This is a genomic window from Leifsonia sp. PARNA 1/14, from assembly GCF_055720965.1.
Window position 1 is genome coordinate 553,764 of sequence record NZ_JBVQSP010000002.1, and the last position, 23,690, is coordinate 577,453.

Sequence of the window (23,690 nt, forward strand, 5' to 3'; positions counted from 1 at the left end):
GACTTCCGGCGGCCGACCACGCTCGCGCGCGAGCACTCGCGTGTGCTCGAGCTGGCGTTCGAGACGTTCGCGCGGCAGTGGGCGACCCAGCTCACCGCGAAGGTGCGCGTGCTCAGCCAGGTCACCTGCGATTCGGTCGCCATGCAGACCTACGACGAGTACGCGGCCTCCCTGCCGGCGACGACGGCGATGGTGCTGTGCGAACTCGAGGGGGTCGCCCCGAAAGGCGTCATCCAGTTCCCGACCGTGGCGGCGCTCTCGTGGGTGAACGCGATGCTCGGCGGCTCCGGGGTCCCGGTCGCCGAGGAGCGCACTTTCACCCAGATCGAGCACGCGCTGGTGCGCAAGCTCATGGACGACGCGCTGGAGGACCTCCGCTACTCGCTGGGGAGCATCCTGGCGACGACGATCACCGTGGACGCCATCCAGTACAACTCGCAGTTCGCGCAGGCCGCGGCGACCGCCGAGCTCATGATCGTGGCGGGATTCCAGCTGCGCGTGGGCGAGTCCACGGCTCCCGTGACGCTGGCGCTGCCCGCCTCCGTGCTGCTGCCGCAGCTGGGGGAGACCAACCCGACCTCGAGCACCGAGAACGCGCGCGAGCTGGTGGACGCGCAGCTCTCGCGGGTGCCCGTCGACGTGTCGCTACGACTGACCCCGGCCGTCGTGAAGCCGAGCGTGGTGCTCGGCCTGGCGGTCGGCGACCTCCTGCCGATCCCGCATCCGCAACACCGACCGTTCGATCTCGCCGTGGGGGGACACCCCGTGGCCGGCGCAGCACTGGGATCCAGCGGATCCCGGCTCGCGTGCGTCGTCGTCAAGACAGAGGACTGACTCTCATGACCATGACTTTCGCCTCCGGCACAACTCTCTCCCTCGCCCAGGCCCAGGCAGCGGCGGAGGCCCTGGCCGGCGTGCTGCCGACCGGAGCGCCGCTGACCGCGCTGCTGCACACCGCGGGCGGCTTCGCCGGCCGCACGGCGAACGCGGTCGTCGCGACCTTCGTCGGGGCGACGTCCGTCGACCTCGGCGTCGTGCTGCTGGAGGCGCCGGCGCTCGTCGACGAGGGTGCGGACGGCTCGCCCGTCGTCGCCCTCCAGGACGTACTGCAGCCGGCCCTGGAGGCCGCGAGCGACACCTTCGGCGCGGGCGTGCTCGACGACGCCCGGGTGGAGGATGCGGAGGAGTTGTTCGGCGACGGCACTACGACGGTGTTCGAGCTGAGCGGGTCGGCCGGAGTCGTGGGCTGGTTCGCGGTGCGGGGACGCGCGGGCGTGCCGGAGCGTGCGGCCTCCGGTGCGATCGCGGGCAAGCTGGCGCGCATCAGCAACGTGGAGATGGCGCTGACGGTCGAGATCGGCCGCACCCGCATGGCAGTGCGCGACGTGCTCGCGATGGAGCCGGGCGCGGTGATCGAGCTCGACCGGTCGGCCGGGTCGCCCGCCGACGTGCTGCTCAACGGTCGCCTGATCGCGCACGGCGAGATCGTGGTCGTCGACCAGGACTACGCGGTGCGCATCACCAAGATCCTCGACGCGGCCGAAGACCTCGACTGACGCCGAGGGGCGCCGCGCGTGCGCTAGGGCCGCACGATGCGGCCGAGCGTGCGCGTGTAGTCCTCCTTGATGATGTCGAGGTGCGCCCACGTCTCGAGCGACCCGACCTCCGGGAGGGAGCGCAGCTCCTCGATGACCGCGAGGACGCTTCCCGTCGTGCTGCCGACGATCGTCGCGATGGCGTCGTAGGCGCCGTGGGCGTCGGCCGCGAGGTCGACCGCCGGCGTGGCGACGAGGTACCGGTGCACCGGCTCCGCGGGTCCGCGGAGGGCGATGCCGACGCCGACCGCCACACGGTTGCGTGAGAGGCCTCCCGTGTCGATCGCGGCGATCCGGATGACGCCCGCGTCGAGGAGCCGGCGCACGCGGGCACGCACCGACGACGGCGAGAGGCGTACCGTGTCGGCGAGGGTGCGGTAGCTGGCGCGGCCGTCCTCCTGGAGCACCGCGATGAGGTCGTGGTCCAGGCGGTCGAGCCGGGCTTCGTGCACGGAGGCGGCGGTGATGAACTCCTTCAGCAGCGCGTCGTATGTGCTCACGCGCAGCTGCCGCACGCCAGGGATCCCGCGGATGGCGGTGAGGGTGGCGTGCAGCTCAGCGGTGTCGCCGTGGCGGGACTCGAACACCACGGGGGAGGACCCGCTGACCATGGACACGAACACCGTGTCGGCGAGCTCGGCGATGCGATCGGCGACCGGCCGAGCCGGTCCGTCGACACCGACGAGCCCGTGGATGAGGACGTTGAGGCCGGCGAAGCCCGGGTCGAGCGCGGCGACGACGCGCAGCCCCTCCTGGCCGATGAGCGTGCCCAGCCGCCGCGAGACGAGGTCGCGGGACACGCCCAGGGTGCGGGCCAGCTCGTGGATGGTCGCCCGACCGTCCGTCTGGAGGGCGCGGACCAGGCTGCTGTCGAGTGCGTCGGCGTCGCGGTCCTGGCTGGTTCTGTCGTGGCGGATCGGCACATCTCGGAGAATACCCGGATTCGTCAGCTCTCGGGCGCATATCGACGGTGCCAGGTTCTCGCCAGCCGCCGATCACGCTTCAATTGATCCGATCAGCACGCATTACGATTGTCTGTCGCCCCCTTCGACGCCGATGTGCGCTTGCGCAGACCAGTGGACGGGATGAGACTTCACGACGAACTTCACGACAAATACGAGCAAAGGAGCTGTGTGTGTCTGCTACCGCCATCCACCCCGTCGGAGGCCACCGCCGCGCGCTGAGGGCCGGCCTCGCCTCCGTGGTCGGCACGACCATCGAGTGGTACGACTTCTACGTCTACGCGACGGCCGCGGCCATCGTCTTCCCGCAGGTGTTCTTCCCCGAGGTCAACCACGCGCTGGGCACGCTCGCCTCGTTCGGCACCTACGCGGTCGCCTACTTCATGCGTCCGCTCGGCGGCATCATCTTCGGCCACATCGGCGACAAGCTCGGCCGTAAGCGCGCGCTGACGCTCACGCTCTTCATCATGGGCGTCGCGACCGTGCTGGTCGGCTGCCTGCCCGGCTACGCCGCCATCGGCTTCGCAGCCCCGATCCTCCTCATCGTGCTGCGAATCGCCCAGGGTCTCGCCGTGGGCGGCGAGTGGGGCGGCGCGAGCCTGATGTCGGTCGAGAGCGCACCGCCGAAGTTCAAGAACTTCTACGGCGGTTTCACGCAGCTCGGCAACCCGCTCGGTGCGCTGCTGGCCTCCGGCGCGTTCTGGATCCTCGCCGCGGCCGGCGACGACGTGCTGATGACGTGGGGGTGGCGCGTGCCGTTCCTGTTCAGCATCGTGCTCATCGGTGTGGGCATCTGGGTGCGCTACCGGGTGGAGGAGACCCCGGTCTTCGAAGAGAAGATCGAGGGCCACACGCAGTCGACCCCGATCCTCTTCGCCCTGCGCAACAACTGGTTGCCGATCCTGCTGGGCTTCTGCATCATCGCGATGTCGTCCGGCGGCTATGTGATCGCGACGGTCTTCGTGCAGAACTTCGCGACCAGTCCGGAGATCGGCCTCGACGCCGGCGTCATCCTCGGAGCCATGACGATCGCATCGTTCATCGAAGCGCTGGTCACCCTCCCGCTGGCGATGCTCGGCGACAAGTGGGGAGGCAAGCGGGTCATCATCCTGGGGTCGGTGCTGTCCTTCCTGGCCGTCATCCCGCTCGTGCTGGTGATCCAGAACCACCAGGTCGCCCTCATCTACGTGTTCGTCAGCGTCATCCGCATCACGCTGAGCGGTGCGTGGGCTCCGCTGTCCACCGTGATGACCCAGATGTTCCGCCCGCAGGCGCGCTACACGTCGATGTCGCTCTCCTACGGGATCGGTGCGGCCGTCTGGGGCGGACTGTCCCCGGCGATCGCGACCGCGCTCATCGCCCTCACCGGCAGCTTCTGGTCGGCGATCTGGTTCTTCGGGGCGCTCGCGCTCATCGCCGTCATCGGCACCTGGTTCGCCCCGCAGCACTCCGACTCGGCGCCGGTCACGGCCTCGTTCAACCCGCGCGTCGACACCACCGCCATCAAGACCACGAGGATCTGACCCATGCGACACCTGGCCACCTTCGACGCGCGCGACTCGGCGCCGACCATCGTGACGGCGGAGACCATCCTGACCGTCGACGACGGCGCCCCGCGGGCCGAGGCGATGCTCACGGCGGGCGGCAGCATCCTCGCTGTCGGTTCGCTCGAGCACGTGGAGGCCGCGGCCCGCGAGCGCGGCGTCGAGGCGGTGCGCGCCGACTTCCCCGGCGCCACGATCGTGCCCGGATTCATCGACGCCCACGCGCATCCACTGATGTTCGGGCAGCTGCTCACCTGGGTGGACATCAGCCCCGCGAAGGCGGGCACGATCCCCGAGATCGTCGAGCTGATGCGCGAGGGCGCCGAGCGGCTGCCCGCGGGCGTGCCGCTGCGCGGCTACGGGTACGAGCAGCGCAACCTGGCCGAGCGGCGCCACCCCGCCAAGGAGGAGCTGGACGCGATCGCCACCGACCGCGAGGTGTACATCATGAACGCCTCCGGCCACGGGGGAGTGGTCAACACGTTCACGCTCGAGAAGTACGGGATCACGCGCGACACCCCGAACCCGGAGGGCGGCGAGTTCTTCCGCGACGCGGACGGCGAGCTCACGGGTGAGCTGTCCGACGCGGCCTGCAACGTGCTCACCGGCCTTCACGGCGTGAAGATCGGGCACCACGGGCCCAACTTCCACCTCGGCGACGAGCCCGGGGAGCACCAGCGGCAGCTCGACATCGCCCAGCGCGAGTTCCTGTCGGCCGGCGTCACCGCCCTCGGTGACGCGCAGGTCTCCAAGCGCGAGCTCGCGGCGTACCTCGCGATGGCCGATCGCGGCGAGCTCTCGGTGCGGGTCTCGATGTACTTCCTCTCGCACCTGCTCGACCAGGTGGTCGACCTCGGCCTCACAGGACCGTTCGGCAACGCGTTCCTGTCGGTCGCCGGCATCAAGCTCTACGCCGACGGCACGCTCGGCGGCTGGACGGCGTATTTCCCGGAGGGCTACGTGGGCGATCCGTGCCGCCGCGGCCAGCTCTACCACGAGCCCGCGGAGTACGCCGGACTCGTGGCCAAGGCGCACCGCGCCGGCCTGCAGACTGCGACGCATGCGCAGTCGCCGACCGCGATCGCGATGGTCGTGGACGCCGTCGAGGAGGTCTTGACCGAGTACCCGGACGCCGACGCCCGGCACCGGATCGAGCACTGCGGCCTTCCCGCGCCGGAGGAGATCGAGCGAATGGCGCGCCTGGGCATCCGCCCGGTGAACCAGACCCAGCACTACTACAACTGGGGTGAGGGCGTCGAGCAGGCGATCGGCACCCCGGGCGAGCGGTTCAATCCGCTCGGCGAGTTTCTCGATGCGGGCGTCCCGGTGACGATTTCGTCGGACGCGCCGGTCGCCGATCCGCGACCGCTGGAGGCGATCCAGGCGGCCGTGACGCGCGTGACGCGCCGCGGCCATAAGCTCGGCCCCGACTCGCTGCGCATCGGCGCGGAGGCCGCACTGCGCGGGCACACCCTGGAGGGCGCGATCTCGCTCGGCCGCGAGAACGAGCTCGGCTCGCTGGAGGCGGGCAAGCGTGCCGACTTCGTCGTGCTGGGTGCGAACCCGCTCGCGGTCGAGGCGGACGCGATCGCTTCCATCCCGGTGCTCGCGACCTGGGTGGACGGCAGCGCGAGGTACGAGGCGTGACGACGACCGACATCACGATGGAGAGGCGGTCCGGCATGGAGGCACGCGCTGCCCGGACGACCGGGTGGGCGATCATCGAGACGCTCCGCAATTACGGTGTCGACACGGTGTTCGGCATCCCCGGCACCCACAACCTCGAGTTCTACCGGCCGCTGACCGCCCTCGGCGTCCATCCCGTGACGACCAGGCACGAGCAGGGCGCGGGATACGCGGCCGACGGCTGGTCGCTGCAGACCGGCAGGCCGGGCGTGGTGATCACGACCAGCGGACCCGGGCTGCTGAACGCGCTCTCCGCGGCCGGGACCGCCTACTGCGAGTCGCGGCCGATGATCCTCCTCGCACCGGGTCCCGCCCGCGGGCGCGAGTTCGCCGACGTCGGCACCCTGCACGAGACCAAGGACCAGCTCGGCGCGGCTTCGGCGATCGTGGAGTGGGGGCGACGGGTGCAGTCCGTCGAGGAGGCCGTGCAGGCCGTCCACGACGCGTTCGACCTGTTCGCGACCGGGCGCCCGCGTCCCGTCTACATCGAGGTGCCGCTCGACCTCCTGGAGGAGGAGAGCGAGATCCCGGAGGACGTGCTCGGTCCGCGCACTCCGCCGGCGCCGGGCGCACCCGACGCCGGCGCGATCGCCGAGGCTGCACGCCTGCTGGCGGGCGCGCACGACCCGGTCATCCTCGCCGGCGGCGGCTCCCGCCGTGCCGCGCCCGAACTCCGCGCTCTCGCGGAGCGCCTCTGCGCCCCCGTCGTCACGACTCTGAACGCCAAGGGCGTCCTTGACGAGCGTCACCCGCTCTCCCTCGGCTCGAACCTGCGTCTCGCCGCGGCCCGCGACCGGGCGCGCGACGCCGACGTGCTGCTGGTCGTCGGCTCGAAGCTCGGCGAGGCCGAGTTGTGGGTCGAGCGGCTGGAGGCGCGCGGGCATGTCATCCGCATCGACCTGGTCGAGTCGCAGCTGACGAAGAATCAGCCGGTGGAGGTCGGGATCGTCGCCGACGCGGCGGCGGCGCTCGCCGCACTGCGAGAGGCGCTGGGCGACGGTGCGCCGCGGGCCGACACCCGGGAGACCGCCGCCCGGGTGGCCGAGACCCTCGAGGCCGTCGCCTCCGAGTGCGCAGAGCTCTCCGCCGTCAACACGGCCATCGCCGACGCCATCGCCGCCGCTCTGCCGGCCGATGCGATCGTGACCACCGACTCCTCGCAGATCGCGTACGGGGGGCTGCTCAACCGCCTCCAGGTCGCCTCACCGAACTCGACGCCGTACATGGCGACCTACGCCACCCTCGGCTACGGGCTGCCCGCAGCCATCGGCTCCCGCGTAGCGTCGCCGGAGCGACCGGTCGTCGCGGTGGTCGGCGACGGCGCGCTGATGTTCTCGCTGCAGGAGTTGATGACCGTCGTCGAGCAGCGGCTCGACCTCACGGTGATCGTCGTCGACAACGGCGGCTACGCCGAGATCAGGCAGAACGAGGTCGACGCGGGCATCGCGCCCGTCGGAGTCGACCTGGCCCAGCCGAACTGGGCGGCGCTCGCCGACGCGTTCGGAGGCACAGGGCGGCACGCCGGGTCGACCGCCGAGCTGGCGGAGGCGGTCTCGGCCGCGCTCGCGGCCGGAGGCCTCCAGCTCGTCCACCTGCCGCAATCGTCGTTCGCCGACTGACCGCGGCGAACCGACCCAACGAACCAACGCCACGAGGAACACCATGAGCCCCGCATCCACCCCCATCGGCCCGTCGGACGCGTCCAAGACGCCGCGGTACGCCGGCCTCTCGACGTTCGCCCGGCTGCCGCGGCTGGAGGACGTCCCCGCCGTCGACCTCGCCGTGGTCGGCATCCCCTTCGACACCGGCGTCAGCTTCCGTCCGGGTGCGCGCTTCGGTCCGGAGCACGTGCGCGCCTCCAGCCGGCTGCTGCGGCCGTACAACCCGGCGCAGGACTTCTCGGGCTGGGAGGCGGTGCAGGTGGCCGACGCCGGCGACGTCGCCGCGAACCCGTTCCACATCGACGAAGCGGTGCGCCAGATCGCAGAGGCGGCCACCGAACTGGGCGAGCGGGCCCGGCGCATCCTCGCGATCGGCGGCGACCACACGATCGCGTACCCGCTCCTGAAGGCGATCAGCGCGAAGCACGGCCCGGTCGCCGTGCTCCATTTCGACGCGCACCTCGACACCTGGGACACCTACTTCGACGAGCCGATCACGCACGGCACACCGTTCCGTCGCGCGTCGGAGGAGGGCTTCCTCGACCGCACGGCCTCGGTGCACGTGGGCACCCGCGGCCCGCTGTACAGCAAGCAGGATCTGGAGGACGACGAGCGGCTCGGCTTCTCGATCGTGTCGAGCGAGTACATCGAGGAGAACGGCATCCCTGCGGCGCTCGATCGCATCCGCCGCCGCGTCGGCGACAAGCCGCTCTACATCTCGATCGACATCGATGTGCTCGACCCGGCGCACGCACCCGGCACCGGCACGCCGGAGGCCGGGGGCCTGACCAGCCGCGAGCTGCTCCGTCTGCTGCGCGGCCTCACCGACTTGAACATCGTCGGCGCCGATGTGGTGGAGGTCGCTCCCGCCTACGATCACGCGCAGGTGACCGGGATCGCCGCCGCGCACGTGGCGTACGAGCTGATGACCGCGATGGCGCAGGTGATCGTGCGGGAGGCCAGGGATGAGTGACGCGCGCCGGCCGGTCGCGGTCTACACCGATGTGGAGGACACCGATCCGGCGCCCGGGATCGCGCTGCTCGAGTCGCACGGCTTCGAGGTGCGCGTGCTCGGCACGCGCGACCCGGAGGCGATCATCGCGGGCGCTCAGGACGCCGACGCCCTCCTGCCCGGCTACGCCGCCATCACGCGTGAGGTGATCGAGACGCTTCCGCGGCTGAAGGTGATCGCGCTCATGTCGATGGGCTTCGACTACGTGGACGTCGACGCGGCGACCGAGTGCGGCGTCTGGGTGACGAACGTCCCGGGTGCGGCGACGGAGGAGGTGGCGACCCACGCGCTCGCGCTGCTGCTGGCGAGCGCTCGGCAGCTGCCCTTCTACACGGCCTCCGCGACTTCGGAGCGCTGGAACGAGCGCGCCGCCGTGCCGCCTCCGCGGCTCAGCGAGCAGACGCTCGGCATCGTCGGGCTCGGCAGGATCGGCCGGGAGTTCGCCCGGCTCGCCGGCCCGCTGTTCGGCCGCGTGCTCGGGTTCGACCCTCTGCTGCCGGACACCCCGGAGGCCGCCGCCGACCTCGCGTCGCTCGGGATCGAGCGCACGACGCTCGAGGAGGTGCGGCGCGGGTCGAACACCCTCTCGCTCCACCTCCCGTTGACGAACGAGACCGCTCGCATGGTGGACGCGGCGTTCCTCGGAGAGCTGCCGGAGGGCGCGATCCTGCTCAACGTCTCGCGCGGCGGTCTCATCGACAACGCGGCGCTCGTCGCCGCGCTCGACTCCGGGAGGCTGTCGGGAGCGGCGCTGGACGTCCTCGACCAAGAGCCTCCGGGGCCCGGACACCCACTGGTCGGCCGGGATGACGTCGTGCTCACCCCGCACATCGCCTACTTCTCGCGGTTCACCGAGGTCGAGTACGTCCGCGTGCAGGCGCAGAACGCCGCCACGGCACTCGCAACCGGCGTCCCCGAGTCCCCCATCAACACCCTCCACTGACGCCGAGGGGCACGTCGTTGTCACTTTCGCGCCCCGAAAGTGACAACGACGTGCCCTTCGGTGGTCGGTGCGCTCAGCGGCGCGGGGTCCAGCCCGGCGGGAGGGGGTAGACGAGCGCGGCGCGCTCCTCGTCGGCCTCCGCCGACCAGCCCTGGGCCGCGCCCTCGGCGTCGAAGCCGCCACGCGCCACCCGGAAGCCGAGGTCCTCGTGCTGCGTGCGCGGCGACCCGCCGCGGCGCACGGAGGCCCGAACACTCCAGGCGTCGTCGGCGTAGCCGCCGCCGCGGAACACCCGGTAGTCGTCGTAGCGCGCGGGATCGAGGTGGTCCCAGCACCACTCCCACACGTTGCCGAGGGTGTCGAACAGTCCGTGGAGGTTCGGCAGCCTCCCGCCCACGTCGTGCGGAGCCGAGAGGCCGTCGGCGCTGGTCCAGGCGACCTCCGCGAGCGGCCCGTAGTGCGGGCCCGTGGAACCGGCGCGGCACGCGTACTCCCACTCGGCCTCCGTCGGCAGGCGATAGCCGTCGGCGTCCACGTGCCAGGTCACGTCCTCGCCGTCGAACGAGTAGGCCGGGTCGAGGCCCTCCCACTCGGAGGCCGCGTTGCAGAACCGGATCGCGCGCAGCCAGCTGATCCGGGTCGCCGGCCGACGCGGATGCGAGGCCGCCTCGCCGATCAGCTCGGCGACCTGCTCCTCGGTGACGGCGAACCGGCCGATCTCGAACGATTCCAGCTCCACCGTCCACCGGCGCTTCAGCCGGGCGTCGTGGAGCTGCACGGTGCCGGGCGGGATGTACGCCAGCTCGATCTCCGCACCCTCCACGGCTCCACCCTGCCACACCCGCGCCTAACGGGGAGGGGAGGGCGGCCGATAGTGCGATCCGTGGAGACCCTGTTCGTCGCCCTCCGGGTGCTCGTCGTCCTCGGCGTGATCGTCGGGCTGCTGTGGTTCGTGCAGCGCCGCGTCACGCGCGGGCGCGGTGCGCGGGGCGGCCGCACCCGTCGCGGCAACGCCGTGTCGGTGGTCGGGCGCCAGGGGGTCGGGCCGAAGGCGTCGGTCGTCGTCGTGGATGTGGACGGCAACCGGTTCGTGCTCGGCGTGACCGAACGACAGGTGAGCGTGCTGCACACCGGTGCCCGTCCGCAGGAGGCGGACGCCGAGGTGACCCCTCTGGTGCCGGTGCGGAGGACTTTCGCGAAGGACATCGACGCGGCCGGTGCGGCCGCTGCGACGGCCGGAGCGGCAGCCGGGGCTCAGGGATCCACGGACACCAGGCAGGATGCCGACTTCCTCACGGCGCAGGGACGCGCCTCGCACTTCGACGAGGCACTCAAAGGCTCGATCCTGTCACCCGCCACCTGGCGGCAGGCGAGTTCGGCGGTGCGGCAGAAGAGGTGACGGCGACGCGCGCCGAGCTGCGCGCACCTCTCCGCGGCGCCCCCCTCCGCGCCGACCTGCGCGCCGCCCTCGGCCGGGCCTCCCACCTGCTGCCGCGCCTCGCGGTGGCCGGCGTTCTGGTGACGCTCATCGCCGCCGCGTTCGTCCTCCTCTCGGCGACCGCCGCGCACGCGGTCCCGACACCCGTGCCGACCCCGTCCGGTCCGGCCGGCCCGGGAGGCGCCGGCGGGATCACCCTGGACATCAACGGTCCCAACGGCACCCCGAGCACCGCCATCCTCACGCTCGTCGGCATCACCGTGCTCTCGGTCGCGCCGGCTCTGCTGCTGATGATGTCGTCGTTCACCAAGATCTTCGTCGTGCTGGCGATCACCCGGAACGCGCTGGCCCTGCCCTCCATCCCGCCGAACCAGGTGCTCGCGGGGCTGTCGCTCTTCCTCAGCCTGTTCATCATGAGCCCGGTGCTCGTCGACATCAACACCACCGCGGTGCAGCCCTACCTCGCCGGGCACATCGACTTCACGGCGGCTCTGCACGCGGCCGAGGCGCCGCTGCGGCACTTCATGTCGTCGCACACGCGCGAGGAGGACATCGCGCTGATGACCCGCGCGGCCGGGCGGCCCAACCCCGACTCGGCGGCGTCCGTGCCGCTGCTGACGCTCATCCCGGCGTTCATGATCTCGGAGCTGCGGGCGGCGTTCATCATCGGCTTCGTCATCTTCGTGCCGTTCCTCGTGATCGACATGGTCGTCTCCGCCGCGCTCATGTCGATGGGCATGATGATGCTCCCGCCGGTCATGATCTCGCTGCCGTTCAAGATCCTGCTTTTCGTGCTCGTCGACGGCTGGGGCCTGATCATCACGAGCCTGATCACGAGCTATCGGGGTGGCGGATGAACGCGAACGCTGTCCTCGACGTCGCGATGCAGGGCCTCCTGATCACCGCCAAGCTGGCGGCGCCGATCGTGGTCACCGCGCTGGTGGTCGGCTTTGCGATCTCGCTCATCCAGTCGATCACGCAGATCCAGGAGGTCACCCTCTCGTTCGTGCCGAAGGCGGCGGCCGTCGCCATCGCGCTGATCATCTGCGGTCAGTGGATGATCTCGGAGCTGATCACCTTCACGCACGTGCTGTTCGAGAAGATCCCGACCCTCCTCGGGGGCGGCTGATGTCCATCCCGATCGATCTCTCCGCCATCGAGGCGGTCGCGTTGGCGTCGCTGCGGATGGTCGCGTTCCTGGTGATCGCGCCGCCGTTCTCGTACAACGGGTTCCCCGCCCAGGTGAAGGGGATGCTCGCCATCGGGCTCGCGGTCGCCGTCGCACCGCGCGTCGGGGCGGGATACCACTCCGGTGACCTCGGCGCGTTCCTGCTCGACATGGTGCGCGAACTCGCCGTCGGCGCCACGCTCGGCTTCCTGGTCTTCGTGGTGTTCGCCGCCATCCAGTCGGCGGGCAGCTTCATCGACCTCTTCGGCGGCTTCCAGCTGGCGCAGGCGTTCGATCCGCAGGCGATGATCAACGGCGCGCAGTTCACCCGGATGTTCCAGCTGACCGCGCTCGCATTGCTGTTCGCCTCCGGTGGCTACCAGCTCATCATCGGCGGGCTGGTGCGCACGTTCGACGCCGTGCCGCTGGCTGCGGGGATGGACCTGGCCGATCCGGCCAAGGCCATGGTCTCCGGCGTCACGCAGATGTTCCTCTCTGCCCTGCAGATCGCGGGGCCGCTCATCGTCGTGCTGTTCATGGCCGACATGGCGCTCGGCCTCCTCACCCGCGTCGCGCCCGCGCTCAACGCCTTCGCACTGGGCTTCCCGCTGAAGATCATGCTGACCGTCGTGCTCTCGGCGGTGGTGTTCGTGGCCCTGCCCGGGATCGTGAACTCGCTGACCGACACGGCCGTGAAGACCATGCTGGGGGTGACCCGGTGAGCGACGCGCAGGAACGCACCGAACAGGCGACCGAGAAGCGCATGAAGGAGGCCCGCTCCAAGGGCCGCCTCGCCAAGTCCACCGACCTCACCGCCTGGGTCGGCGTCGGCGCTGCGGCGATCATGCTGCCGTTCACGCTGCAGAAGGGCAGCGACGCGGCGGTCGACCAGCTCTTCTCGGTGCGGTCGGTGATCGAGAGCCCCGACCCGGCGAAGGCGCTGGTCGCCCTGGGCGACGGGCTCGGCAGCATCATGGCCACGATCGGTCCGCTGCTGGCGGTCGGAGCGATCGCGGTCATCGGTGCCGCGGCCGCGCAGGGCGGCATCCATTTCAAGAGGTTGTCGCCCAAGTTCGAGCAGTTCAACATCGTCAGCGGCGTCGCCCGGGTGTTCGGCATGCGCGCGCTCTGGGAGGGCGCGAAGACCCTGCTCAAGTCGGCCGTGGTGGGCATCGGGCTGTTCCTGGTCGTCCAAGGTCTGATGCCGGTGCTGCTGACCTCCGGGATGATGCCGATCTCCGCACTGCTGTCAGCGGCGGGAGCCGGCGCGACCGGCCTGCTCCAGGCGGCGATCGGCGCGGGGCTCGTGCTCGCCGGCCTCGACGTGCTGGTCATCATGCGCCGCAACCGCAAGCACACCCGAATGACGAAGCGCGAGGTGCGCGACGAGCACAAGAACTCCGACGGCGATCCGCTGATCCGTTCGCAGCGGCGGTCGCGCCAGCTGGCTATGAGCCGCAACCGCATGATCGCGGCGATCGGCCAGTCGGACGTGGTGCTCGTCAACCCGACCCACTACGCCGTCGCGATCGTCTACGAGCCCGGCAAGTCGGCGCCGCGCGTGGTCGCGAAGGGTGCGGGCGCGATCGCGCTGCGCATCCGCGAGAAGGCCGAGGAGGAGCGGGTGCCGGTGGTCAAGGACATCCCGCTCACCCGCGCTCTGCACGCCGCCTGCCGGCTCGGCGACGAGATCCCGGTCGAGCTCTACAACGCGGTGGCGCGGGTGCTGGCGTTCGTCATGTCGCTCAAGGCGCGCGGCGCGGCCGCCGGCGTGCACACCATGCTGACGCCGTCGCAGATCCCCGCACCCGCTCCCGCACGTTCACCCGCACCCGCACCCGCACCAGCACCCGCACCCGCACCCGCAGGAGGTCTCCGATGAAGTCCACGGCGAGCAAGGTCGCGGTGCCGATCGGCGTCGTCGGCATCATCATGCTGCTCGTGGTGCCGGTGCCGGCCTGGCTCCTCGACACCCTCATCATCGTCAACATCATGCTGGCACTGGTGATCCTCCTCACCACGATGTTCGTCAAGAAGCCGCTCGACTTCTCGGTGTTCCCGTCGCTGCTGCTGGTCGCGACGCTGTTCCGGCTGGGACTGAACGTGGCCTCCACCCGGCTCGTGCTCGGCGACGGCTATGCCGGGCAGGTCATCCAGGCGTTCGGTCACGTGGCCGTCGGCGGGTCGATCATCATCGGCGCGGTCGTCTTCCTGATCCTCATCGTCATCCAGTTCATCGTCGTGACGAAGGGCGCCGAGCGCGTCGCGGAGGTCGGCGCCCGCTTCACGCTCGACGCCATGCCGGGCAAGCAGATGGCCATCGACGCCGACCTCAACGCAGGCCTCATCACGGAGGAGCAGGCGCGGGCCCGCCGTGCGGAGGTGTCGGCGGAGGCCGACTTCTACGGCGCGATGGACGGCGCGAGCAAGTTCGTGAAGGGCGATGCGATCGCCGGCATTCTGATCATCGTCATCAACGTGGTGGGCGGCATCGCGATCGGCATGATCCAGCGCGGCATGCAGCTCGGCGACGCGGTCAACTCCTACACGCTGCTGACGATCGGCGACGGGCTGGTCACGCAGATCCCCGCGCTGCTGATGGCCGTCTCCACCGGCATGATCGTGACGCGGTCCAACGCGGAGACGGAGATCGGCACGACCGCGAGCAGCCAGCTCGGTCAGTCGCGCAACGCGCTCACGATCGCGGGCTGCGCGGCCATCGTCATGGCGCTGATCCCCGGGATGCCTCCCATCCCGTTCGTGCTCGTCGGCGGGTTGCTCGTGCTCGCTGCGCAACGGATCAAGACCACGCAGGCCGCCGAGAAGAAGGCGAAAGCGGCCCAGGCGGCCGTGCAGAACGCGGGCAAGTCCGAGACGACCGAGGACCTGATCGACCAGATGCGCGTGCACGCGCTCGAGATCACGCTCGCCCCCGACCTCGTCGACATCGTGAGCGGCGCCTCCGACGACCTGCTGGCCCGCGTGCGCGCGCTGCGCCGCAAGATCGCGCTCGAGCTCGGCCTGATCGTGCCGCCCGTGCGCACCCGCGACAGCGCCGAGCTGCCGCCCTCCACCTACGTGATCAAGATCGCGGGTGTGGAGGCCGGCCGCGGCCAGGCGCCCGGCGGCCGCGTGCTCGCCCTCGGCGACGCGCTCGACGGCCTCCCCGGCACGCCGACCGTCGAGCCGGTGTTCGGCCTCCCCGCCAAATGGATCCCGTCGGAGATGCGGCACAGCGCCGAACTCGGAGGCGCGACGGTGATCGACCGGGTGTCTGTGCTGATCACCCACCTCTCGTCGATCATCACCTCCAACGCCGCGCGCCTGCTGACCCGTGAGGACGTGCGCCAGCTCACGGAGGCCGTGAAGCAGGTCAACGCGCCGGCCGTCGAGGAGCTGGTGCCGAACCTCCTGTCGCTGGCGGAGGTGCAGCGCGTGCTGCAGGGGCTGCTCGCAGAACAGGTGCCGATCAACGACCTCCCGCGCATCCTGGAGGCGCTGGCTCTGCGGGCCAAGCTGTCGAACGATCCGGAGGGTCTGGTCGAGGCGGCGCGGGCGGCGCTCGGGCCCGCGGTGGTCGCGCCGCACATCGACGGCGGCACGCTGCGCGTGATCATGATCGACCCCGGGTTGGAGCAGTCCATGTTGGAGGGCCTCCGCCCGGGTGAGGGCGGCATGCAGATCGTCATGGACCCGTTGCGGCTGGAGGCCGTGCTGGCCTCCGTGCGGCAGACGGCGGCCCAGCTCGACGAGGCGAACGTGTCGGCGGTGCTGGTGTGCGCGCCTGCGCTGCGGCCGGCTATCCGACGGTTGGTCGCGGGCCAGCTCTCGGGGCTCGCGGTGCTGAGCTACCAGGAGGTCGGGGCGGCGCAGGCGGCCATCGAGACGGTCGGGGTGGTGAGAGGTGCGGAGTCGATCGCGGCCTGAGTGGCTCGGTAGCGACCTCGGCGGCCGCGAGGGCGAGGTGCTGCCGGCCGTCTCGACCTCGTCGCAGGCCTTCGCGGCCATCCTCGACGACCTCGTGCGCGCCACCGACCCCGACGCTGCCGTCTCCAGCGCGCCACCTCCCCCCAGCTCTTCCCCGAAGGGCACGTCGTTGTCGCTTTCGGACCCCGAAAGCGACAACGACGTGCCCCTCGAGCGTCGAGGTTCGCGCGGTGCGGGTACTGGGGGCGTGCTCGTGCAGCGGGCCGCCCCTGCGCGGCTCCGCGGCAAGGGCGACCTGACGCTGGTCGTCGGCTTGGGCGAGGACGCTCAGGCGGCCGCGGCGATCCTCGCGGCCTCGGCCGACGCCGACGTGCTCGCGGTCGCCGATCGGCGGGAGGCGCTGGCCGCGCGTGCGGAGGGCGTGCGACGCGAGTGCCCCATCGTCGGCGTGGTCGAGCTGCCGCGGGTGGATGCCGTGCCGGCGCTCGCCGCCTCCCTCGCCGCGATCGAGCCCGACCAGGTCTGGGTTGCGGTCGACGTCAGCCGAAAGCTCGACGACACCGTCGTGTGGGTGCGGGCGATCGACACCGTGCTCGCCGTCGACGGGATGGCCGCGCACGGCGCCGCGCTCACCGCGTCACCGTGGGCGGTCGGCGCCCTCGGCCTCCCGCTGCTCTGGCTGGACACCCCTCCCGGGCCGCCCTCGACGGCGTCGACGAACGGGCAGGACACACCGCCTCCGGCCTCCCGCTAGCGACAGGTTCTGCCAAGCGGCGGCGGGGCCGGATAGGCTGGTCCAATGCTGGTATTGACGCGGAGAATCGGGGAGCGCGTGCTCATCGGCGACGACATCGTCGTGACCATCCTCGACGTCCGCGGCGACGGCGTGCGCGTCGGCATCGACGCCCCGCGCGGCATCCGCATCCAGCGCGACGAAGTGGTGCAGGCGGTCAGCGAAGCCAACCAGGAGGCCCGCGAGGCCGCCGCCACCGACGACCCCGAGTCCCTCATCAAGAAGTCCCTCGGCCTCTGACCGACCCCGTCCGTGCGCGACGGTCCGCCGCGACGCCGGTCCTTGCACGGTCTCCGGTCGCGCGCGAGGATGCGAGCATGCCCGACTTCCGCCGCGTCACCGATCTGGTGGACGCGCGCGGAGGCGCCTCCTGGCTGACCGTGCTGCAGGGCGGGGAGGTCCTTCTCGACCGCCGCACCGGGTGCGGGCCCGACGCTCTGTTCTACACGTTCTCGGTGAGCAAACCCTTCGTGGCGCTCGCCGTGCACCTTCTCGCCGAGCGGGGGATGCTGCGCCTCGACGACCCCGTCGCCGCCCACTGGCCGGCCTACGCCCGCGGCGGCAAGTCCGACATCACCATCCGGCATGTACTCTCGCATCGCGCGGGCGTCCCGTACTCCACGGGCAGCCTCCTGGGCGACACCGTGCGGCTGACGGACCCGCTGCGGTCGGTCGTGGCCGCGGAGGACGCCCGGCCGCGCTGGCCGGCGGGGGAGGTGGTCGGGTACCACGTGCTCAGCTTCGGCTTCATCCTCGGCGAGCTGGTCCGACGCGTCAGCGGCGTGCCGGTGGAGCGGTTCATCGCCGAGAACCTGCTGCGGCCGGCTGGGCTGACCGAGTCGACGCTCGGCCTTCCGGAGGCGCATGCCTCCCGCGGGGTGCCGCTGCGCGCACTCAGTGCGCCCGAGCGCGCCAGGACGCTGCTGTTCAACCGCCCGCGCACGCGTGCGGTCCCGGTTCCCGCGGCCGCGCTCAGCACCAACGGACGCGAGCTCGCGGAGTTCTACCGGTTGCTTCTCGCTGGCGGCGAGGGCGTGCTGCGGCCGGAGACGATCGCTGCGGCGAGGGAGGTCTCGAGCGACGGCGAGCCCGACCGCATCATGGGTCACCCGGTGCGCTGGTCGTTCGGCTTCCAGCTCGGCGGCCCGATCGGGTTGGCCCGGCCCACCGGCTCCCGTGCCGACCCGCGGACGTTCGGCCACAACGGCAGCAGCATCTGCAACGTCTGGGCCGATCCGGTGCGCGACCTCGTCGTGGCGTACCTGACGAACACGGCAGACGAGCGCCGACGCGCGCTGCGCCATCTCAGCGACGTGAGCGACGCGGTACTGGTGGCCTGCGGCTGAACGGTCCACACTTTCGGCAGGGGCCGCGGGAGGCCGGCGGCCCGGGACCGGAGGACGTCATGAACGCCGGAACGAAGGACGACCCGTGGCGGCTGACCACGGCTCCCGGCACCTCGGAGTACACCATGTACCGCGACGACGCGGCCGACCCGCCCGCGCTGGTCTGCCAGGTGGGCACCACGCGACTGAGCTACCGGGCGAGCGCCGTCGATGATCTCGTGGCTTGGCTTCGCGAGCAGGGCGACTGGGTGCCGCTCGGCGCCGCGGACGAGAACAAGCCTGCCGCCGACGGGACGATCGAGGCGTGGGGGCGCGACCCGGCCAACCCGGCCGGCGGCTGGTACGGCCTGCGCAAGGGGTATCGCGGCCGATTCGGGATGTACCTCCCGCCGCTGCTGGAGGCGCTCGGGCTGATCGAGCTCACCCACGACGCCCGCAACAACAGTGCGCGGGCGAAGCAGTAGGGCGCTACGAGGTAGTTTATCCATGTGAACGATCTCGTTGTGAACCCGTCGACCACCGCGCTCCTGCTCATGGACCTCCAGCCCGGAATCCTGGAGCGCCTGCCCGACGCCGACGCATTCCTCGCCGGACTCGCCGGCGCACGTGAGGCCGCACGCGCGGCGGGCCTCACGGTCGGTTACGTGCGCGTCGCCGTCACCGAGGAGGAGGCGGAGAGCATCCCCGCCACCTCCCGATTCGCCGGAGCGGCCGAGCGACTGAACGCCGCGAGCCCGCACACGCAGATCGACCAGCGGATCGCGCCCGCCGACGGCGAGATCGTGGTGCGCAAGAAGCGCGTCGGCGCGTTCAGCACGACCGACCTCCACGAGCAGCTCGCCGCCCGGGGCATCGACACGCTCGTGCTCACGGGTGTCGCGACGAGCGGGGTCGTGCTGTCGACCGTGCGCGACGCGTCCGACCGCGACTACCGGCTGGTCGTGCTGGAGGACGGCTGCTGGGACTCCGACCCGGAGGTCCACCGGGTGCTCACCGAGAAGGTGTTCGCCCGCGGCGGCGTGATCGTCACCAGCATCGACGCCTTCATCGAGTCGCTCGCATAACGGGCCACCTCGGCCAGCCCGGGTGCGAGGTCGCCCGGCCCGTCCGGGCCGCCCAGCGCATCGACGGGCAGCCAGTGCAGCTCCTGCGACTCGCCCTCGCCGGGGCGGCCGGCCGGGTCGGAGTGCGCCACGAACGCGTAGACCAGGTCGGTGTGGAAGTGGTCGGCGCCGATCGGGTGCACATCGACGCACAGCGGTGTCGGCAGCACGGCGATCCCCGGAGCGTGGTCGATGCGGTGCACGGGCTGCAGGAGGAGCAGCTGCTCCAGGTCGTAGCCGGACTCCTCGCGCAGCTCGTGGGCGACAGCGGCCCACGGATCCTCCGTGCGCTCGACGTGGCCTCCCGGCTGCATCAGGAGGCCGAGCTTGCGATGGCGGTGCACCAGTAGGCGAAGGCGCCCGCCGAGCTCACGGAGGATCAGTGCGCTGGCGGTCAGGTCGTACTCGCCTGGCCCGGTGTTGAGGTGCGGCATGCATGCAGTCTGGCACTATGGGCGCATGGCGGTGATGCGTACGCAGCGAGGGTTCGACCGATTGGTCAACTTCTCCGACGCCACGGTGGCGATCGCCATCACCCTCCTGATCCTCCCGCTCGTCGACGCCGGCCCTGACGTGGCGAAGGAGGGGATCGTTCCGTACTTCTCCGAGAACCTCTGGCAGCTGCTCGCGTTCGCCATCTCGTTCGTCGTGATCGCGCGACTGTGGATGGTGCACCATCAGGTGTTCGGCTGGACCGACAGCTACACGCCCGGCCTGATGTGGCTCAACATCCTCTGGCTCGCGTCCATCGTGTTCATCCCGTTCACGGCGAACGTGCTCTCGGACAGCCCCAGCGGACGTCCCGAGGTCTACGCGCTCTACGTCGCCAACCTCCTGCTGACGACCCTCACGATGCAGTTCATGGAGTTGCTCATCGTGCGCACACCCGGCATGCTGCTGCCCGAGGCGGAGGGGCAGAGCGACCTCCTGCGCGGGTGGACCTTCGTGATCCTGATGACGCTGGCGCTGGTACTGGTGGTGCTGCTGCCCGACGTCGGGATGCTCTGGCTGCTGATCCTCTTCCTCTCGCAGCCGCTGCACCGGGTGCTCGCGAGACTGCGGCGGGGAGCTTCCCAGAAGACCGGCTGAGGGTTATCGTCGCGGCATGCGACCCAAGACATTCCTCGTGCTCCTGATCATCGCCGCCGCCTACATCCTGGGAGCGCGGGCAGGCCGGGAGCGCTACGACCAGATCGTCGACTCGCTGACCGCATTCTGGAACAACCCGGACGTCAAGAAGGCGCGCAAGAGCGCCAAGAAGCAGGCCCTGAAGGCCCGCAAGAAGTATTCCTGACCGGCCCGGCTGCTCAGGGCTCCCGGTAGTCGCCTTCGGTGTACTCGCCTTCGGGGGCGTCGGCCGGTTCTTCGGCATCGGTGTAGGTTCCCTCGACGGCGGGGTCGGGGCCCGGGTCGCCCTCGGTCTCGGTGTACTGACCGTGGACCGTGCGCTCGTGGGGTCCTTCGTCGTCGGACTCGGTGTAGCTGCCCTCGAGGTTCTCGCGGGCGTCGCCTTCTGGGGTGCTCATAGCGCGAGCGTACGCTGTCCGGGGCCGCGCGACCAGAGGCCTGTGCGGCTCCGCAGACCGGCGTAGCCAGCGCCCTCCTGCCCTCGGTATGGTTCGGGCATGGCGCGGTCGCCTTCTGTCTTCGCGAAGCGCGGTCCGGCGGTCCTCGAGCTGAGGATCCACGGGATCAAGAACACGCCGCCGGGGGAGATGCTCGGCGTCGCGCCCGGCGACGTGCGCGCCGATCAGGCCGACGAGAACGGCGGCTTCTACGTGCCGACCGTCGATCCCGTCGACCCGGACGACCCGGCGACTCCGCCGACCGTGATCCGCCGCGAGGGCTACTCCTGGGGGATGCTGGCCCGCTACGGCGGCGGGGCGCTGGTGGCGATCGGGCAGTTCTTCGTACAGCTCGCCTGGCTGCTCATCCTCCCGTTCGGTCTGTGCAACACCGCGTACTGGACGAGGCTGATCCCCGACCAGACGAGGACCGGCGAGTGGCACGCGGGTCGCGGTGCGGCCTCCCTGCGGGTGTTCGCTCTCGGGCTCACTCTGCTCTACGTGTGTGCGCTGGCATCGGTGAGTCTGGACCTGATCGGCACGCAGTGCCTCGCGCGGCCGTCGCTGTGCCCGGCCCTCCCGGGCTGGGTGACCGGTTTCTTCGACGCGCCGGGCTTCGACCACCGCGGCATCCGGGTCGCGCTTCTCTCGCTGGTGCCGATCGCGGGTGTTCTGCTGCTGTTCTTCGTCTCGCACCAGGCGCGCACGCGTTACGAGGCCGGGATCTTCGGCACCGTCGCGAAGATCCGCACGGCGAGCGACCTCAGCGGCGTCGCGGCCGGGCAGCCCGGCGCGCCCCGCCGGCCGCTCGCGACCGACGGCTTCTGGGGGATCACCCGCGTCAAACTCCCGAGCGAACTGCTCCACGTGACTGCCGCCTTCTTCTTGGTGTCGCTGCTGATCGGGTGGGACGGCGTCTTCGGCTCCTGCGCGCCTGCGGGGCTCGACCTCCCGCCCGCGTGCCTCGACCCGTCGACGTCGCCGCTGTTCGCACGGTGGTGGCTGACCGTCGGGGCGGCGCTCGCCGCGGTGGGGCTCGTGGTCGTGGTCGCGCTCGTCGTGCGGCAAGCCGACACGACGGTGGCCGGGCGGGCCGAGCACGCGATGGAGGGCCTGGACCCGTCCGAACGCGACGAGCGCCGGCACGCGATCATCCGTGCGAAGCTGCGGCGCAGGGAGGGCATCGCCGGCTGGATGCTGCTCGTCTCGGCGGCCGTGTACCTCGTGGTCGCGGTGTCGGTGGCGCTGCCCGACGCGGCGCTGGACCGGCACGCGCCCGCCTTCCTCGGGCTGGTGATCGCCCCCTCCATCATCCTGGGCGTACTGCTCGCGATCGCCCTGTCGGCGCTCGGCTGGCGCCGCGGTGTGCCGCGCTGGCTCTCGGTGATCGTGGTGGTGGTCGGCGGCGTCTCGCTGCTGGTCGCCGTCGTGTCGACGCCGGGCGACCTCCACGTGGCGCCGCTCACCACCGCAGCGTACGGGATCGCCGCCGTCTGCGCCGTGCTGCTGGCGGTGCTGGTGATCTTCTGGCCCATGGGCCGTCGTCGCAGTCACGCGTACCAGGGCTGGCGCGGCACCGGGCCGGGGGTCGTCATGCTGCTGTCGCTCGGGGCGGCGATGCTGCTCTCCACCCTGCTCGTGCTCGGCACCCAGTGCGCCCTCGCGTCGACGGGCTCGACTCCGGTCTGCCCGCTGACTCCCGGCGGGCTCACGACGCCGGTCGCGTACCGGAACTTCGGGGGGACGGTCCCGGTGCTGGCGGTGCTGCTGGCGGTGTTCGTGCTTGTCATCGCGCTGCTGCGGATGCGGACGACTCCGCGGCTGACGACGCCGGAGACGGTCGGCGGCCGCGCCCTCCGAGAGCCGCTGCGCACCTACCGCGACGGGCGGGTGCCGCAGGTGAAGTCGGCGGGCAAGCTCGACTTCCGGATGCTGCGCGCGCGGCGCTCGGCCGCGCTGTTCCACCGCGGCGAGCCGGTGCTCGGTGCGCTCGCCGCGCTGCTCGCGCTCGGCGTGATCGTCGCGATCGCGCTTCCGCAGCCGCTCCGGCCCGCACTGCTCGACCTCGCGCTCCCCGCGCTGGGACTGATCGCCGTCGTCGCGGTGGTGACGATCGCCGAGAACGCGCTGACGACGAAGGAGCGCCCGATCGGGGTGATGTGGGACCTGATGTGCTTCCTCCCACGGGCCGGACATCCGTTCGGGCCGCCGTGCTACGCCGAGCGGGTCATCCCGGAGCTGCGCGACCGCATCGTCGCCTGGCTGGAGGCCGACATCGCGCCGGGCGCGGGCGGCGTGGAGGATCGCCGCACGGCCGAGCAGCGCGCGCGCGACGAGTTGCGCGCGCTGACCACACGCCAGCGCCGCAAGGTGATCGTGAGCGCGCACAGTCTCGGCGGCGTGCTCGCGGTCTCGACGATCTTCACCCTCGGCGCCGACACCGTCGACGGCCTCAGGAACGTCGGACTGCTCACCTACGGCACGCAACTGCGCGCCTACTTCGGGCGGTTCTTCCCGGAGCTGTTCGGCCCGGCGGCGCTGGGCGGCCTCCCGAGCCGCGGCCCGTCGCTGTGGAAGCCCGACCCCTGGCTGCGGCAGGTGGTGGAGGACCACCGCACCGACGGCTCCGGAGGTCGCGACCCGGAGCTGCGCGACAAGCCGACGCTCCGCGAGCTGCTGACCCAGCCCGACGGCCAGGTGGCGTGGATCAACCTGTGGCGCCGCACGGATTATCTCGGCTTTCCCGACGCCTCCTTCAAGGACAACGAGATCGACCGGGGCGCCGACGAGTTCGGGCCTCCCCTCTACCTCGTCAAGGTCGCGACGCACCCGGGCTACCAGTCGTCGTCGCAGTACATGCGCGCCCTCCGCGACCTGATGCGCCGCCTCTGACCCGAATAAAAACCGAGTGGTGTAAGGTATTGCCCGACCCGCGACCGTCATCGAA

The 23,690-nt window shown here is 71.2% G+C and carries 24 protein-coding genes and 1 pseudogene; 21 read left to right on the forward strand and 4 right to left on the reverse strand.

Going from position 1 to position 23,690, the window contains the following annotated elements; genetic code table 11:
• Both AC0HS0_RS07725 and fliN read left to right on the forward strand, forming a co-directional pair.
• Window positions 1–834: flagellar motor switch protein FliM (locus AC0HS0_RS07725; protein WP_472962917.1), on the forward strand; the 834-nt coding region annotated here is incomplete at its 5' end.
• Between the two features lie 5 nt (window positions 835–839).
• Window positions 840–1,556, forward strand: coding sequence for a flagellar motor switch protein FliN (gene fliN, locus AC0HS0_RS07730; protein ID WP_472962919.1), 717 nt, complete (start codon window positions 840–842; stop codon window positions 1,554–1,556).
• Between the two features lie 23 nt (window positions 1,557–1,579).
• On the opposite strand, the gene AC0HS0_RS07735 is transcribed toward fliN, so the two are convergent.
• On the reverse strand, window positions 1,580–2,518 hold the full coding sequence (locus AC0HS0_RS07735) for an Lrp/AsnC family transcriptional regulator (protein WP_472962920.1): 939 nt from the start codon (window positions 2,516–2,518) through the stop codon (window positions 1,580–1,582).
• A 212-nt stretch (window positions 2,519–2,730) separates the two neighbouring features.
• Here AC0HS0_RS07735 and AC0HS0_RS07740 point away from each other — a divergent pair, with 212 nt between their 5' ends.
• The 5 genes from AC0HS0_RS07740 to AC0HS0_RS07760 are packed head-to-tail and all read left to right on the forward strand — an operon-like array spanning window position 2,731 to window position 9,403.
• Window positions 2,731–4,080, forward strand: coding sequence for an MFS transporter (locus AC0HS0_RS07740; RefSeq protein ID WP_472962921.1), 1,350 nt, complete (start codon window positions 2,731–2,733; stop codon window positions 4,078–4,080).
• A gap of 3 nt (window positions 4,081–4,083) precedes the next feature.
• Window positions 4,084–5,748: an amidohydrolase gene (locus tag AC0HS0_RS07745; protein WP_472962922.1), complete on the forward strand. Its 1,665-nt coding sequence runs from the start codon at window positions 4,084–4,086 to the stop codon at window positions 5,746–5,748.
• 35 nt (window positions 5,749–5,783) lie between these two features.
• Window positions 5,784–7,406, forward strand: coding sequence for a thiamine pyrophosphate-binding protein (locus tag AC0HS0_RS07750; protein ID WP_472963539.1), 1,623 nt, complete (start codon window positions 5,784–5,786; stop codon window positions 7,404–7,406).
• 43 nt (window positions 7,407–7,449) lie between these two features.
• The gene (speB, locus tag AC0HS0_RS07755) at window positions 7,450–8,421 is read left to right on the forward strand and encodes an agmatinase (protein WP_472962923.1); all 972 of its coding nucleotides are present in this window, start codon (window positions 7,450–7,452) and stop codon (window positions 8,419–8,421) included.
• Window positions 8,414–9,403, forward strand: coding sequence for a C-terminal binding protein (locus tag AC0HS0_RS07760; RefSeq protein WP_472962924.1), 990 nt, complete (start codon window positions 8,414–8,416; stop codon window positions 9,401–9,403). Before speB ends, AC0HS0_RS07760 begins: the two co-directional genes overlap by 8 nt.
• Before the next feature lie 73 nt (window positions 9,404–9,476).
• Here the strand turns inward: AC0HS0_RS07760 and AC0HS0_RS07765 are convergent, their stop codons facing one another.
• A complete protein-coding gene (locus AC0HS0_RS07765; RefSeq protein ID WP_472962925.1) occupies window positions 9,477–10,226 on the reverse strand; it encodes a formylglycine-generating enzyme family protein in 750 nt (249 codons plus the stop codon).
• Between the two features lie 60 nt (window positions 10,227–10,286).
• Here AC0HS0_RS07765 and fliO point away from each other — a divergent pair, with 60 nt between their 5' ends.
• From fliO to AC0HS0_RS07820, 11 genes are all read left to right on the forward strand, one after another.
• A complete protein-coding gene (gene fliO, locus AC0HS0_RS07770) occupies window positions 10,287–10,802 on the forward strand; it encodes a flagellar biosynthetic protein FliO (protein ID WP_472962927.1) in 516 nt (171 codons plus the stop codon).
• A gap of 56 nt (window positions 10,803–10,858) precedes the next feature.
• On the forward strand, window positions 10,859–11,698 hold the full coding sequence (fliP, locus tag AC0HS0_RS07775) for a flagellar type III secretion system pore protein FliP (RefSeq protein ID WP_472963540.1): 840 nt from the start codon (window positions 10,859–10,861) through the stop codon (window positions 11,696–11,698).
• Window positions 11,695–11,970 (forward strand): flagellar biosynthetic protein FliQ, encoded by a 276-nt coding sequence (locus tag AC0HS0_RS07780; RefSeq protein ID WP_295125222.1) that lies wholly within the window; start codon window positions 11,695–11,697, stop codon window positions 11,968–11,970. The genes fliP and AC0HS0_RS07780 overlap by 4 nt, the downstream gene beginning before the upstream one ends.
• Window positions 11,970–12,731, forward strand: coding sequence for a flagellar biosynthetic protein FliR (locus AC0HS0_RS07785; RefSeq protein WP_472962928.1), 762 nt, complete (start codon window positions 11,970–11,972; stop codon window positions 12,729–12,731). Before AC0HS0_RS07780 ends, AC0HS0_RS07785 begins: the two co-directional genes overlap by 1 nt.
• The gene (locus AC0HS0_RS07790; RefSeq protein ID WP_472962930.1) at window positions 12,728–13,891 is read left to right on the forward strand and encodes an EscU/YscU/HrcU family type III secretion system export apparatus switch protein; all 1,164 of its coding nucleotides are present in this window, start codon (window positions 12,728–12,730) and stop codon (window positions 13,889–13,891) included. Before AC0HS0_RS07785 ends, AC0HS0_RS07790 begins: the two co-directional genes overlap by 4 nt.
• Window positions 13,888–15,936: a flagellar biosynthesis protein FlhA gene (locus AC0HS0_RS07795; protein ID WP_472962932.1), complete on the forward strand. Its 2,049-nt coding sequence runs from the start codon at window positions 13,888–13,890 to the stop codon at window positions 15,934–15,936. The genes AC0HS0_RS07790 and AC0HS0_RS07795 overlap by 4 nt, the downstream gene beginning before the upstream one ends.
• A complete protein-coding gene (locus AC0HS0_RS07800) occupies window positions 15,914–16,690 on the forward strand; it encodes a hypothetical protein (protein ID WP_472962933.1) in 777 nt (258 codons plus the stop codon). Before AC0HS0_RS07795 ends, AC0HS0_RS07800 begins: the two co-directional genes overlap by 23 nt.
• 45 nt (window positions 16,691–16,735) lie before the next feature.
• Entirely contained in the window at window positions 16,736–16,969 is a 234-nt protein-coding gene (gene csrA / locus AC0HS0_RS07805; protein WP_472962935.1) for a carbon storage regulator CsrA, read from the forward strand.
• 77 nt (window positions 16,970–17,046) lie between these two features.
• A complete protein-coding gene (locus AC0HS0_RS07810; protein ID WP_472962936.1) occupies window positions 17,047–18,075 on the forward strand; it encodes a serine hydrolase domain-containing protein in 1,029 nt (342 codons plus the stop codon).
• A gap of 59 nt (window positions 18,076–18,134) precedes the next feature.
• Window positions 18,135–18,539 carry a DUF6855 family protein gene (locus AC0HS0_RS07815; RefSeq protein ID WP_472962937.1) on the forward strand — a complete coding sequence of 135 codons (405 nt, stop codon included), beginning with the start codon at window positions 18,135–18,137 and terminating at the stop codon, window positions 18,537–18,539.
• A 24-nt stretch (window positions 18,540–18,563) separates the two neighbouring features.
• Window positions 18,564–19,139 carry a cysteine hydrolase family protein gene (locus AC0HS0_RS07820; RefSeq protein WP_472962939.1) on the forward strand — a complete coding sequence of 192 codons (576 nt, stop codon included), beginning with the start codon at window positions 18,564–18,566 and terminating at the stop codon, window positions 19,137–19,139.
• Window positions 19,140–19,186: 47 nt separating this feature from the next.
• Here AC0HS0_RS07820 and AC0HS0_RS07825 read toward each other — a convergent pair.
• Window positions 19,187–19,612: pseudogene (locus tag AC0HS0_RS07825) on the reverse strand (NUDIX hydrolase); the annotation flags it as partial.
• A 25-nt stretch (window positions 19,613–19,637) separates the two neighbouring features.
• On the opposite strand from AC0HS0_RS07825, the gene AC0HS0_RS07830 reads away from it, so the two are divergent.
• Both AC0HS0_RS07830 and AC0HS0_RS07835 read left to right on the forward strand, forming a co-directional pair.
• Entirely contained in the window at window positions 19,638–20,267 is a 630-nt protein-coding gene (locus AC0HS0_RS07830; RefSeq protein ID WP_472962940.1) for a TMEM175 family protein, read from the forward strand.
• A 16-nt stretch (window positions 20,268–20,283) separates the two neighbouring features.
• A complete protein-coding gene (locus AC0HS0_RS07835; protein WP_472962941.1) occupies window positions 20,284–20,472 on the forward strand; it encodes a hypothetical protein in 189 nt (62 codons plus the stop codon).
• Between the two features lie 13 nt (window positions 20,473–20,485).
• On the opposite strand, the gene AC0HS0_RS07840 is transcribed toward AC0HS0_RS07835, so the two are convergent.
• A complete protein-coding gene (locus AC0HS0_RS07840; protein WP_472962942.1) occupies window positions 20,486–20,704 on the reverse strand; it encodes a hypothetical protein in 219 nt (72 codons plus the stop codon).
• Between the two features lie 99 nt (window positions 20,705–20,803).
• Here AC0HS0_RS07840 and AC0HS0_RS07845 point away from each other — a divergent pair, with 99 nt between their 5' ends.
• Window positions 20,804–23,635, forward strand: coding sequence for a hypothetical protein (locus tag AC0HS0_RS07845; protein ID WP_472962943.1), 2,832 nt, complete (start codon window positions 20,804–20,806; stop codon window positions 23,633–23,635).
• The last annotated feature ends 55 nt before the right edge of the window (window positions 23,636–23,690 follow it).